General features: G+C 34.5%; 11 protein-coding genes. All 11 read left to right on the top strand.

From position 1 onward, the window contains the following. Positions 1-38 precede the first annotated feature (38 nt). Positions 39-644, top strand: a complete 606-nt coding sequence (gene udk, locus HM982_RS04710) for a uridine kinase (RefSeq protein ID WP_179351957.1) — start codon at positions 39-41, stop codon at positions 642-644. Continuing rightward, positions 644-955, top strand: coding sequence for an FtsB family cell division protein (locus HM982_RS04705; protein WP_179351956.1), 312 nt, complete (start codon positions 644-646; stop codon positions 953-955). Before udk ends, HM982_RS04705 begins: the two co-directional genes overlap by 1 nt. A gap of 7 nt (positions 956-962) precedes the next feature. Continuing rightward, on the top strand, positions 963-2,342 hold the full coding sequence (locus tag HM982_RS04700) for a methylmalonyl-CoA mutase subunit beta (protein WP_179351955.1): 1,380 nt from the start codon (positions 963-965) through the stop codon (positions 2,340-2,342). 27 nt (positions 2,343-2,369) lie between these two features. Then, positions 2,370-3,008 carry a hypothetical protein gene (locus tag HM982_RS04695; RefSeq protein ID WP_179351954.1) on the top strand — a complete coding sequence of 213 codons (639 nt, stop codon included), beginning with the start codon at positions 2,370-2,372 and terminating at the stop codon, positions 3,006-3,008. A gap of 8 nt (positions 3,009-3,016) precedes the next feature. Next, entirely contained in the window at positions 3,017-5,179 is a 2,163-nt protein-coding gene (gene scpA / locus HM982_RS04690) for a methylmalonyl-CoA mutase (protein WP_179351953.1), read from the top strand. A 460-nt stretch (positions 5,180-5,639) separates the two neighbouring features. Next, a complete protein-coding gene (locus tag HM982_RS04685) occupies positions 5,640-8,483 on the top strand; it encodes a M16 family metallopeptidase (RefSeq protein WP_179351952.1) in 2,844 nt (947 codons plus the stop codon). Positions 8,484-8,621: 138 nt separating this feature from the next. Then, positions 8,622-9,389: a ParA family protein gene (locus tag HM982_RS04680; protein ID WP_179351951.1), complete on the top strand. Its 768-nt coding sequence runs from the start codon at positions 8,622-8,624 to the stop codon at positions 9,387-9,389. Then, complete coding sequence (locus tag HM982_RS04675) at positions 9,389-10,297, top strand: ParB/RepB/Spo0J family partition protein (protein WP_179351950.1); 909 nt, start codon at positions 9,389-9,391, stop codon at positions 10,295-10,297. The genes HM982_RS04680 and HM982_RS04675 overlap by 1 nt, the downstream gene beginning before the upstream one ends. Further along, positions 10,287-10,874 carry a DUF5683 domain-containing protein gene (locus tag HM982_RS04670; RefSeq protein ID WP_179351949.1) on the top strand — a complete coding sequence of 196 codons (588 nt, stop codon included), beginning with the start codon at positions 10,287-10,289 and terminating at the stop codon, positions 10,872-10,874. Before HM982_RS04675 ends, HM982_RS04670 begins: the two co-directional genes overlap by 11 nt. A 30-nt stretch (positions 10,875-10,904) precedes the next feature. Continuing rightward, positions 10,905-11,606 carry a 4-hydroxy-tetrahydrodipicolinate reductase gene (gene dapB / locus HM982_RS04665; protein ID WP_179351948.1) on the top strand — a complete coding sequence of 234 codons (702 nt, stop codon included), beginning with the start codon at positions 10,905-10,907 and terminating at the stop codon, positions 11,604-11,606. Between the two features lie 118 nt (positions 11,607-11,724). Further along, on the top strand, positions 11,725-13,350 hold the full coding sequence (gene lepB, locus HM982_RS04660; protein ID WP_179351947.1) for a signal peptidase I: 1,626 nt from the start codon (positions 11,725-11,727) through the stop codon (positions 13,348-13,350). The last annotated feature ends 248 nt before the right edge of the window (positions 13,351-13,598 follow it).

Raw genomic sequence — 13,598 nt, 5'->3', positions numbered from 1 at the left:
ATAATTAAATTTGCGCATTCAAACAAATCAAAATTAATATGCTCATTATAGGAATTGGAGGCGGAACTGGCTGCGGAAAAACAACAGTGGTTAACACCATATTAAAAGAATTGCCAGAAGGACAAGTGGGCGTAATTTCGCAAGACTCATATTACAAAGACACGTCGCACTTAAGTTTTGAAGAACGTGTAAAAATAAATTTTGACCACCCGAGATCTATCGATTTTGAACTTTTAGAACAACATCTAACGGAGTTAAAAGAGGGAAAATCCATCAATCAACCCGTTTATTCGTTTGTAAAACATAATCGCACAGGTGATATTATTGTTACAAAACCTAGAAAAGTAATGATTGTTGAAGGTATTTTAATCCTTTCACATCCAGAAATTAGAGATCTCTTTGATATCAAAATATTTGTGCACGCCGATTCAGACGAACGCTTAATCCGTCGTTTAAAACGAGATATCACAGAGCGCGGCAGAGATATTAATGAAGTTCTACAACGCTACAAAACCACCTTAAAACCAATGCATCAGCAATTTATAGAGCCAATGAAAGAATATGCTGATATCATTATTCCAAATAACAAATACAACACTGTTGCTGTAGACATTGTTAAAACTATAATCAACGAAAGACTCTAATGGGATTTTTCAATACCAAATATCTAAAACCGTTTAAAAACATTTACACTATTGTAATCGTGGTTTTTGTGGTTTGGATGTTATTTTTTGATGCACACTCGTTGTTATTTCATCATGAGCTAAATACAGATATTAACGAACTAGAATATCAAAAAGAACACTATAAAAACGAAATGGCCAAAGACAGCAAAGCCATTAAACAATTAAGTACAGACGAAGGTATTGAGCGTACCGCACGCGAAAACTATTACATGAAAAAGTCTAATGAAGACATTTTTATAATTGAATACGAAGACAGTATAGCGAAATAAAAACCAAATGGGTAAAGCATTATTTAAAAATTTTAATGCTGTTTCTTCTAAAGCATGGAAACAGAAAATTCAAGTTGACCTCAATGGTGCTGACTATAACAAAACTCTAATCTGGACAAGCAATGAAGGTATCGCTGTAAAACCGTTTTACCATGCCGATGAATTTAAAGACTTTCCTGAGGTCACAAAAAGTAAAGCAACAGACTGGAAAATCTGTCAATCCATTTCAGTTAACAATGCAAAAGAAGCCAACTTAAAAGCACTTGATGCAATTAATCGTGGGGCCGAAAACATATTATTTCAAATTGAGTCTGAAAAAATTTCAATTGAAGACTTGTTTCAAAATATCAATTTAAATGAAATAAGCATTGACATTAAGTGTTCTTTTCTTTCTGAAGCTTTTGCTGAAAATTTATCAGTTATCACAGAAAAGTCAGTAGAGAAATCTAAAATAACACTACACAATGACATTATAGGTCAACTGGCCAAAACAGGCAATTGGTTCACTAATCTTAAAGACGACCATCTTAAGTTTGAAGCCATTGTAAAATCTACCCAGCAACTAAGTGTCGATTTAAGCTTATATCAAAATGCTGGTGCAAACATCATTCAACAACTCGCTTATGGTTTAGCACATGTCAATGAATATCTTAATCATTTTGAAAATAATAAAGATAAGTCACTAAATGAAGCCAAAGTGACATTCGTTATCGCAACAGGGTCAAACTATTTCTTCGAAATCGCCAAAATTAGAGCCTTACGTCTATTATGGACAACACTAGCTTCAGAATATGGTATAAATACAGATTGCAGAATTATTGCCACACCAAGCAAACGCAATAAAACCATTTACGATTATAACGTTAATATGCTCCGAACTACAACCGAATGTATGAGTGCTATACTAGGAGGTGCAAACGTAATTAACAATACTGCATATGATGCTCTATTTCATAAATCAAATGAATTTGGTGAACGCATCGCGCGAAATCAACTCTTAGTTTTAAAACATGAAAGCTATTTTGACAAAGTCAACAATCCAGCAGATGGCGCTTATTATATTGAAAGTTTAACGCAACAATTAGCTGAAAAAGCACTCCTTATTTTTAAAGACATTGAAGCTAATGGTGGTTTTTTAAGACAATTAAAAGAAGGGATTATTCAAAGAAAAATTAAAGAAAGTGCTGCTAAAGAACAAGCCGATTTTGACACGGAAAAATTAGTCTTATTAGGAACCAACAAACATCCCAATATGACTGACCAGATGAAAAATGATTTAGAAATTAGTCCATTTTTAAAAATCAAAAAACGAAAAACCATCATTGAACCAATCATTGAAAAAAGACTATCTGAAAAATTGGAAATCAAAAGATTAAACAATGAGTAAAACACACTATTGACAAAATCAATACTTATGACAATTAGAATTTTAATAACAACCATTTTATTAATCACACTATTTAACTGTCATAACTCCAAAAAAGACCATACGCTTAATTTAGATGGTGAATACTTTTTTTCAGAAGGCTCTAATTTGAGCTATTATATACCTAAAAAATTCAAAGGTGCTTATGTAACAAATGATGAAGAATTCGATTCACTAATAAAAACCATTTCGCATCCAAAATTAAAAGAAAGTATCAATCATTTTTACAGAAATGCTTATGTTCACCCTGAAGCATTCAATGCACAATACTTTTATATGGAAGACGCTAATCATTATGCGTTTTTAATCATAAACGAACTAAAGCACATTAGACTAAACGACCTAGAGATGAATTATTTTAAAGACTATAGAAATTCTTCACTCCAAGGTTACACAAAAGATTCATCGGCTACAATTACTTTTACGGATGACAAATTTATAAACAATAGTGATTATCAATTAATGATTTCAAGAGGAAAAACTACGACCAGTAACGATTCGGTATTTTGGGAATTTTACATCGAATCAAAATTTCTAAACACATTTACAATCGTTACAAAATCGAATAGAGCACTAGATTTCCAACCCTATATTAAAGCTATCGCATACGGTGACAAAAGAAATTAATACTTAAAATGAGAAAAAATCTTCAACATATCAATTTAAAAAACGAAGCAGGAAGTCTGAAGGATAAGGAGCAAAACGACTTCTTAACCGCTGAAAACATTAAAATTAAAGCGACCTACTCAAAAGAAGATAGTCAAGATTTAGCGCATTTAAATTTTGTTGCAGGTATTGCGCCAAATCTTCGTGGCCCCTATTCTACTATGTATGTACGCAGACCTTGGACCATTAGGCAATATGCCGGTTTTTCAACCGCAGAAGAAAGCAACGCATTTTACAGACGAAATTTAGCTGCAGGACAAAAAGGCTTATCTGTGGCTTTCGATTTAGCGACACACCGAGGCTACGACTCTGATCACGAACGTGTAGTAGGTGATGTTGGTAAAGCTGGAGTTGCTATAGATTCTGTTGAAGATATGAAAGTACTCTTCAACCAAATTCCACTCGATAAAATGTCGGTTTCCATGACTATGAATGGTGCCGTTTTACCAATTATGGCCTTTTATATTGTAGCTGCTGAAGAACAAGGCGTACAACCAGCAGAGCTTGCTGGAACGATTCAAAATGATATTCTCAAAGAATTTATGGTAAGAAATACCTACATCTATCCGCCAACACCTTCAATGAAAATCATTTCTGATATTTTTGAATATACGAGCCAAAACATGCCAAAATTTAATAGTATCAGTATTTCGGGCTATCACATGCAAGAAGCTGGTGCCACTTGTGATATTGAATTAGCATACACCTTAGCAGACGGCTTAGAATACATAAGAAAAGGCTTAGATGCTGGTATGGACATTGACACCTTTGCACCTCGCCTCTCCTTCTTTTGGGCTATTGGGATGAATCACTTTATGGAAATCGCCAAAATGCGTGCTGCGCGTTTACTTTGGGCAAAATTAGTTAAGCAGTTCAATCCAAAAAATCAAAAATCACTCGCTTTAAGAACCCATTGCCAAACCTCTGGCTGGAGTTTAACCGAGCAAGACCCATTTAATAACGTTGCCCGAACCTGCATTGAAGCCTCCGCAGCAGCTTTTGGTGGCACACAGAGTTTACATACCAATGCTTTAGATGAAGCCATTGCGTTACCCACTGATTTTTCCGCTCGTATTGCTAGAAATACGCAGATTTATTTACAACAAGAAACACATATTACCAAAACTGTAGACCCATGGGCTGGCAGTTATTATGTTGAAAAGTTAACTGATGATATCACCAATAAAGCTTGGAAATTGATTCAAGAAGTTGAAGAATTAGGTGGCATGACTAAAGCTATTGAAGCCGGTATCCCCAAATTACGAATAGAAGAAGCAGCAGCACGTAAACAGGCACGTATAGATGCTGAAAAAGACATTATTGTTGGCGTCAATAAATACCGATTAAAACAAGAAGCCCCTATTTCCACGCTAGAGGTTGACAACCAAACCGTTCGTTTGCAACAAATTGAACGTTTAAATCGCATCAAAGCGAATCGTGATACAAACGCCGTAATTAAGGCTTTAGAAAAATTAACAGAAGCAGCTAAAATTTTTGTAAATTCAAATCCTAATAAGGAATCTAAAGATTCTAACCTTAACCAAAATCTGTTAGCGCTAGCCATTGATGCCGCAAGAAAACGTGCTACACTAGGCGAAATAAGCAATGCGCTAGAATCCGAATTTGGACGCTACAAAGCACAAATTAAAACATTTTCAGGCGTGTATAGTAAAGAAATAAGTAACGACGAAAGCTTTCAAAAAGCAAAAGCATTAGCCAATAAATTTGCAGAACAAGATGGTAGAAGACCACGTATCATGATTGCTAAAATAGGCCAAGATGGCCATGATAGAGGTGCAAAAGTCATTGCTACCGGTTATGCCGATGTCGGTTTTGATGTCGATATAGGCGCCTTGTTTCAGACCCCAAAAGAAGCTGCCAAACAAGCGGTTGAAAACGATGTTCATATTTTAGGGGTCTCATCATTAGCTGCGGGACATAAAACTCTGGTACCACAAGTTATAGATGAGCTAAAACAATATGGACGAGAAGATATAATGGTCATTGTGGGTGGCGTCATTCCGCAACAAGACTACCAATATTTATTTGATACAGGTGCTGCAGCAGTCTTTGGTCCTGGCACTAAAATTAGTGATGCTGCGATTCAAATCTTAGAGTTATTAATGGATTAAACCCCATACTTCAACCTCAAAAATTTTCAAAATAAATTCAATTTTGCCGTTTTAATGCTTGCAATAATATTCTACTAGTAAAGATACGGGTTACTTAAAACTTAAGCTTTAACTTCAAAATTAAATCGATTAAAAGAAGATGTCATTATGATTAATTCCGCTTCTGAAATTTTAGAACTGGGCTAAATTATAAGTTTCAGAATTAAAATCAGAGCTCTCACCCATCCCTTAGCTAAACCAAAGCAACTAATCCAAGTTTAAAAACGTTTAAACCCTCGAGTTTGTAAATCAATAATAAAAAACCAATAAGGACTAAAACAAATTGTTACAATTCCAAACCAAACAAATTTTTCAACTAATTACTTAGTTAAAAAAGCCATAATCCTTTAGAAATTAAGATATAATATTTAAATTACAGAAAATTTAATAATTAACCTTAATTTATTAAACCCATCAATCAATGAGAAAATTACTATTCAGTACAGTACTACTACTGTGCTCAGTTATTGCATTACCATTAAATGCCCAAGTAGCTGTTAAATCCGTAGAATCGAAAATTTCGTTTAATCCTTCTGATCCGATTCCCACAGATCCCAATGTAAAAACAGGAACGTTAGACAATGGCTTAACTTATTACATTCAAAACAACCCTAAACCCGAAAACAAAGTAGAATTAAGACTTGTAGTAAATGCTGGTTCTATTTTAGAAGACGATGACCAATTAGGATTAGCTCATTTTATGGAGCACATGTGTTTTAATGGGACTAAAAACTTCGAAAAAAATGAATTAGTAGATTATCTTCAGAGTATTGGCGTAAAATTTGGAGCACACCTTAATGCTTATACCAGCTTTGACCAAACGGTTTACATCCTCCCTATTCCCAGCGACGACCCGGAAAAACTAGAACAAGGTTTTCAAATCATTGAAGATTGGGCGCACAATGCCCTATTAACCGATGAAGAAATTGACAAAGAACGCGGTGTTGTTTTAGAAGAATATCGTTTAGGTAAAGGTGCAAACGAGCGTATGATGCAAAAATATTTACCTAAAGTAATGCATGGTTCTAAATATGCAGAACGCCTTCCTATTGGCACAAAAGAAAGTATTGAGACTTTTAAATATGAAAGTTTAAAACGATTTTACAACGACTGGTACCGACCAAACTTAATGTCGGTTGTTGCCGTTGGTGATATTGATGAAGCTACACTCGAAGCAAAAATAAAAGCTCATTTTGGACATATAAAAAATCCAGACAACCCAAGACCTAGACCATCTTTCGATTTACCAAACCACAAAGAAACGTTTGTCGCTATTGAGTCAGACAAAGAAGCTCCTTTTGCTAATGTACAATTAATGTTTAAGGACAAAGTGGACTCTAAACCAGATGAAACTTATGCCGACTACAGAAAATCTATGGTAGAAAATTTATTTTCACAAATGATTAATAACCGTTTAGATGAAATTAGAAATGGAGCTAATCCACCTTTTGTATACGGATACACCTATTACGGCGGTACTTTTGCTCGTACTAAAAATGCGTTTCAATCTTTTGCAATGACAAGTCCAGAAGGTCAATTAGACGCTTTAAAAACACTTCTTACAGAAAACGAACGTGTACGTCAGCATGGTTTTTTTGAAGGTGAGTTTGACCGCGCAAAAAAAGACATTCTTGCTAATATGGAACGTGCTTACAAGGATCGTGATAAAATGGAGTCTGAAAGAATTGTTGGACGATACATTAACAACTTTTTAGAGCAAAGCCCGATACCGAGTATGGATTGGCGTTTCGATTTTATGAATTCACAATTACCAACCATCTCTCTCGAAGAAGTCAATGCCCTAATTACAACTTATCTTAAAGAAGATAATCGTGTTGTTGTCCTCACCGGACCAGAAAAAGACAACTTAGAAAAAGCGACAGAAGCACAAGTACTTGAACTATTAGATTCCGTTAACGCAAAGGAATTAAAACCTTACGAAGATAAAGCTGTTGCTAGTTCTTTAATGACAGAAATGCCTACTAAAGGTAGCGTTAAAGCGTCTAAAACAGATGAGGAACTTGGAACAACCACGCTTACTTTGAGCAATGGTGCTACGGTAACTTATAAGAAGACTGACTTTAAAAATGATGAAATATTATTTGATGCGTTTAGTTATGGAGGCACTTCTTTATATAGTGATGAAGATTATATTGCAACAACCAATGCAAATGGGGGATTAAACGAAGCTGGCATTAATGGTTTTGATAAAATTGAACTAAGTAAAATGATGTCTGGAAAAATTGCCAATGTAAGATTGTCGATTGGTACTTATAGCGAAGGTCTATCAGGAAACACTACACCTAAAGACTTAGAAACCCTATTTCAGTTAACAAACCTTCATTTTACAGCATTAAACAAAGACGAAGAGGCTTTTAAAAGTTTTGCTGACAAACAAAAAGCGTTTTTAGGTAATTTATTGTCGAGCCCACAATTTTATTTTCAAGATAAAATGTCTGAGTTTATGTATGGTGAAAACCCGAGATACACAGGCTTTCCTTCTGCAGAAGATATGGATAACGCCGATTATAATTTAGCTTATGAAAAATATAAAGAGCGCTTTGCAGATGCAGGTGACTTTCATTTTTACTTTGTAGGTAATATCGATGAAGATAAATTAGTGGACTATTGCGAAACGTACTTAGCAAGCTTACCTAGCTTAGGTAGCAATGAAACCTATAAAGTAAGTGACTTTAGACCTTTAACAGGCTCACATAAAAAAGTTATTGAAAAAGGCGAAGATGAAAAAAGCTCTGTTAGAATAACCTACCATGGCCCAACACAGTATGACAAAAAAGAAGCCCAAGCTTTAAGTAGTTTAGCTGAAGTTTTATCTATTAAACTTATTGAAAAACTTCGTGAAGAAGAAGGTGGCGTTTATGGAGCTGGTGCAAATGCAAGAATAAGCAATATGCCTTATGATTGGTTTAGCTTCAACATTAGCTTCCCTTGCGGCCCAGAAAATGTAGATAAACTCATTGCTGCTACAATGAAGGAAGTTGATATTTTAATTAAAGATGGCCCAACAGAAACAGATTTAGATAAAGTAAAAAAAGCGCAAATCTTAGACCATAAGGAAGATATTAAAACAAATCGTTATTGGTTAAGAGCGCTTAAAAATGCCGATTACCTAAAAAAAGATGCTAAAAACATTTTAAAATTTGAAGAGGCTGTAAACAGTTTAACTGTAAAAGATTTACATGCAGCTGCTAAGAAATACTTAACACAAGGTTATATCACAGGGATTCATAACCCAGAAAAATAAAATTTAACCCTAATTTAAAAAGCAACCTTCTTAATTATTTTTTGAAGGTTGTTTTTTTATATAACTGTTAACAACTTCAATTTTCTAAAGTCGTAAATAATCGTAATTTTAAGCCCTTATATATAACCAAATCATTTAATGGGTAAAATCATTGCAATAGCAAATCAAAAAGGAGGTGTTGGTAAGACAACAACCTCTGTAAATCTTGCGGCTTCACTAGGAGCTTTAGAAAAAAAAGTCTTACTTATAGATGCCGATCCACAAGCCAACGCAAGTTCTGGTTTAGGGATTGATGTAGAAACTATTGAAATAGGTTCATATCAATTAATAGAGCATTCTGCTGATGCAAAAGATGCTATTTTAGCATCTAATGCTCCAAACGTAGATGTGATTCCGGCTCACATCGATCTTGTGGCCATCGAGATTGAATTGGTAGATAAAGAAGAACGTGAGTATATGCTTAAAAAAGCAATTACCAGTTTAAAATCAGACTATGATTATATTTTAATTGACTGTGCGCCCTCTTTAGGTCTGTTAACATTAAATGCTTTAACAGCGGCCGACTCGGTAATTATTCCTATTCAATGTGAATATTTTGCGCTTGAAGGTTTAGGCAAATTGTTAAATACTATTAAAAGTGTACAGAAAATCCATAATGAAACGTTAGATATAGAAGGCATGTTACTCACCATGTTTGACTCGCGTTTACGCCTTTCTAATCAAGTGGTAGAAGAAGTGCAAAAACACTTTAGTGAAATGGTTTTTGATACCATTATTCAACGTAATGTCCGTTTAGGTGAAGCACCAAGTTATGGTGAAAGTATTATAAACTATGATGTAAGCAGCAAAGGTGCTGTTAATTATTTGAACTTAGCAAAAGAGCTGATTAAGAAAAATGAATCGTAATGGCGAAAGCAACAAAAAAACAAGCATTAGGTAGAGGATTATCGGCTTTATTAAAAGATCCTGAAAACGAAATCAATTCTGCAGAAGACAAAAATGCAGATAAAGTCGTCGGTAATATTGTGGAACTCGATATTGATAGTATCGATGTAAACCCATTTCAACCTCGAACAAATTTTAATGAAGAAACCTTAAAAGAACTCGCCTCTTCAATTCGCGAGCTTGGAGTGATTCAACCAATAACCGTTAGAAAATTAGCTTTCAACAATTACCAATTGGTGTCTGGTGAACGACGTTTTAGAGCTTCAAAATTAATTGGTTTAGAATCCATACCTGCGTATATTAGGATTGCAAATGATCAAGAGTCTTTAGAAATGGCCTTGGTTGAGAACATTCAACGCCAAGATTTAGATGCCATTGAAATTGCATTATCCTACCAACGTTTAATTGACGAAATAGATTTAACCCAGGAGCAAATGAGCGAGCGTGTGGGTAAAAAACGTTCAACAATTGCCAACTATTTACGCTTATTAAAGTTAGACCCAATTATTCAAACCGGTATTCGCGATGGCTTTATTAGCATGGGTCACGGAAGAGCAATGGTGAATATTGAAGGTCAGGTTGATCAACTCGACATTTACGAAAAAATCATCAGTAATAAATTATCAGTTAGAGCGACTGAACAATTGGTAAAACAATTAACAGAAGACACACCTCCTACTGAAAAAACAGAAAAACCAATTACTGAAATTTCAAAAAACATCAAAAAAGGCGTTAAAGATTTTTCAGATTATTTTGGTCATAAAATCGATGTTAAAGTGGCTAAAAATGGTAGTGGAAAAATCACTATTCCTTTTCATTCTGAAGAAGATTTCAACCGTTTAAAAAAACTAGTACAACGTGACAAATAAGGGGTTCTATTGTCTTTTACTGGGTTTGTTTTCAGTGCTACTTTCATTTTCTCAAACCGAAAAAGACAGCACAAGTATTGCTATTGAAGAAACTCCTATCATAGCCAATGAAACTTTGGTAAAAAAAGAAATCGACCCTTTAAGACCCTCTAAAGCAGCCTTTTATTCCGCAGTGCTTCCTGGTTTAGGTCAAGCTTACAACAAAAGGTATTGGAAAATTCCTATTGTTTGGGGCGCTATTGGTACTGGTGTCTATTTCTATGTGAGAAACAACAAGCAATACAATCGCTACAGAGATGCCTACAAGAGTCGTTTAGCAGGTTTTAAAGATGATGAGTTTTATGGTTTAATATCAGACGACGGTCTTGTGAGAGCCCAACAGCAGTTTAACCGAAACAAGGAAATGTCACTCTTAATAACCCTTGGGCTATATGCATTAAATATTATTGATGCTAATGTAGATGCACATTTATTACAGTTCAATGTTGACGAAAACCTAAGTTTAAGTCCACATTACCAATATAATGAAATGGAAAACACTTCAGATTTAGGCTTAACACTAAATTTTAAATTTTAAGCCAAAAAACATATCACAAAATAGAGAGAAATGAAAATAGCTTTACTGGGTTATGGCCGAATGGGCAAAAGTATTGAAGCAATTGCGCTAAATAGAAACCATAGTATTACCTTGAAAATAGCTGATGCTAACGCAAACTATAACTTTAAAGACACCGATGTCGCTATAGATTTTAGTATTCCAACAGCTGCCGTGTCTAATATAAAAAAAGCTTTAGATGCTGGAGTCCCTGTAATATCAGGTACAACAGGATGGTTAGATCAGTACAATGAGATTTTAGATTATTGTGAAGCGAAAAAAGGAACGTTTTTATATGCTTCAAACTTTAGTTTAGGCGTCAATCTGTTTTTTGAACTCAATAAGAAATTAAGTCAATTAATGGCTGGTTTCCCTGAATATACAACCGAACTTGAAGAAATCCATCATACCAAAAAATTAGATGCTCCAAGCGGTACAGCGATTACTTTAGCAGAACAAATTATAGAGTATACCGATTATACCAACTGGACCTTAGACCAACCGAAAACCAATGAAATTCATATTGAAGCTAAACGTATAGAACACGTTCCTGGCACTCATGAAATCACTTATAATTCTGAAGTAGATTCAATAAGTATTAAACATACCGCACATAGCAGACAAGGTTTTGCTTTAGGCGCTGTAATTGCAGCCGAATGGATAAAAGATAAAAAAGGTGTATTTAGCATGAAAGATGTGTTAAACATTGGTTAATTTGCCAACTATTAGAACAAACTGAAATAATTTACACCTTTACCAATTAAACTTCAAGTTAGTTGGCTAAACATTTTGAAATTTATAAGGTGTTACACACAAGACAAAATATAAAATTATGAGCTGGACACAGTGGTTTATCTTTTTACTCGTATTACAAGTTATCCATGGCTTAGGCACATGGAAATTATACATTAAAGCAGGCAGACAAGCTTGGGAAGCATTTGTACCAATATACAATGCTGTGATTTTAATGAAAATTATTTCGCGTCCGTGGTGGTGGGTAATCATTATGTTTTTACCTATTGTTAACTTAATTATGATTCCTGCTGCTTGGGTAGAAACCGCACGTGCTTTTGGAAAAGACAGTAAAGTTGATGCCCTATTATGCATCGTTACCTTAGGATTTTATCTGTATTACCTTAATTATATGACAGATGTTAATTATATTGAAGACCGAAAATTAACACCAAAAACATCTACTGGAGAATGGATAACTTCTATCCTATTCGCCATTGTAGCTGCAACTATTGTTCATACGTATTTCTTTCAACCATTTGTTATTCCGTCGTCATCATTAGAAAAATCATTGCTTGTTGGTGATTTTCTTATTGTAAGTAAAGTACACTACGGGGCAAGATTACCAATGACTACTGTAGCTGCACCTATGGTACACGATACTATTCCCGTTATAAAATCAAAATCATATTTATTTAACGATCATTATGAAGAACGTAATACCTCTTGGATGAACAAACTGCAACTCCCTTATTTTAGGTTGCCTGGTTTTGAAAAGATAGAACGGAATGATATTGTGGTTTTTGGACAACCAGCAGATACGTTGGTGGATATGAATCAATTTACCCCAGACCGTAATTATTACAAACCAATTGATAAGAAAACTAACTTGGTTAAACGTTGTGTTGGTATTCCTGGCGATACACTTGAGATTAAAAATGGAGTCGTTTATATTAATGGTAAACAAAATGTATTGCCAGAAAGAGCCAGAGTTCAATTTTCTTATGATATTGAATTTAACAACATCACTGCAAACTCTATGTATGAGCTCACTCAAAAAGTGAAGCCTATTCTAAAAAAATATGATATTACAGATGGTATTGGCTATAACCAACAACGCGAAACTTTTGTTGTACAAGCAACGCCTGAAGCAGCAAAACAAGCTGAGATACACCCTAATATAACATCCTTAACTTTTCATGCTGAAGATGAAGGCATAAGAGATTCTAATACATTTCCTCACGATTTAAAACACAATTGGAATACGAACTTTTTTGGCCCACTCTGGATTCCCAAAGCCGGCGCTACAGTGAAGTTAAATATGGATAATATTTCGATTTACAAGCGTGCTATTTCAGAATATGAAGGTAATCAAGTTGTAACCAGAGGTGAACAAATTTTTATTAATAATCAGCCTACAACATCGTACACATTCAAACAAGATTATTATTGGATGATGGGTGATAATCGCCACAATTCAATTGATGCGAGAGCATGGGGATTTGTACCCTACAATCACGTGATTGGAAAACCCGTATTCATTTGGATGAGCATCGATGGTATAAATGATGGTGTTAAAAATTGGAAATTCCGTTGGGATAGAATTTTCACAACCGTTAGTGGCTCTGGCGAACGAACCTCTTATTTTATTCCGTTTCTTATTCTTGTTTTAGGAATCACCGGATTTAATAAGTGGAGACGAAAGAAAAAGGCTAAGAATAGCTAAATCTAATTACGTAAGTTAATAATTTGTTTAAAGTTGTAAATAACTGTACACTTTTGATCTAAAGAAAAGCGAAAGATATTTCTTAACTTAAACAAATAAAACTACTTAGCACCTGTGTCGTAGCGACAATATATTGATAAACACATAATCACTAAAACTTAAAAGAATGCCTTGTGGCCCTCTATATATAATTGCTTCTAAATTGGTAGTATTTTAAAAGCTAAATGAAAGCCTAACAAAAGTAAAAA

The sequence above is a fragment of the Winogradskyella vidalii genome (assembly GCF_013403955.1).
GTDB classification, from domain to species: domain Bacteria; phylum Bacteroidota; class Bacteroidia; order Flavobacteriales; family Flavobacteriaceae; genus Winogradskyella; species Winogradskyella vidalii.
This window is presented reverse-complemented; position numbering and strand designations above follow the sequence as displayed.

Coding starts and splice junctions, on each gene's coding strand:
- udk (WP_179351957.1), top strand. CDS start 39: ATGCTCATTATAGGAATTGGAGGCGGAACTGGCTGCGGAAAAACAACA.
- HM982_RS04705 (WP_179351956.1), top strand. CDS start 644: ATGGGATTTTTCAATACCAAATATCTAAAACCGTTTAAAAACATTTAC.
- HM982_RS04700 (WP_179351955.1), top strand. CDS start 963: ATGGGTAAAGCATTATTTAAAAATTTTAATGCTGTTTCTTCTAAAGCA.
- HM982_RS04695 (WP_179351954.1), top strand. CDS start 2,370: ATGACAATTAGAATTTTAATAACAACCATTTTATTAATCACACTATTT.
- scpA (WP_179351953.1), top strand. CDS start 3,017: ATGAGAAAAAATCTTCAACATATCAATTTAAAAAACGAAGCAGGAAGT.
- HM982_RS04685 (WP_179351952.1), top strand. CDS start 5,640: ATGAGAAAATTACTATTCAGTACAGTACTACTACTGTGCTCAGTTATT.
- HM982_RS04680 (WP_179351951.1), top strand. CDS start 8,622: ATGGGTAAAATCATTGCAATAGCAAATCAAAAAGGAGGTGTTGGTAAG.
- HM982_RS04675 (WP_179351950.1), top strand. CDS start 9,389: ATGGCGAAAGCAACAAAAAAACAAGCATTAGGTAGAGGATTATCGGCT.
- dapB (WP_179351948.1), top strand. CDS start 10,905: ATGAAAATAGCTTTACTGGGTTATGGCCGAATGGGCAAAAGTATTGAA.
- lepB (WP_179351947.1), top strand. CDS start 11,725: ATGAGCTGGACACAGTGGTTTATCTTTTTACTCGTATTACAAGTTATC.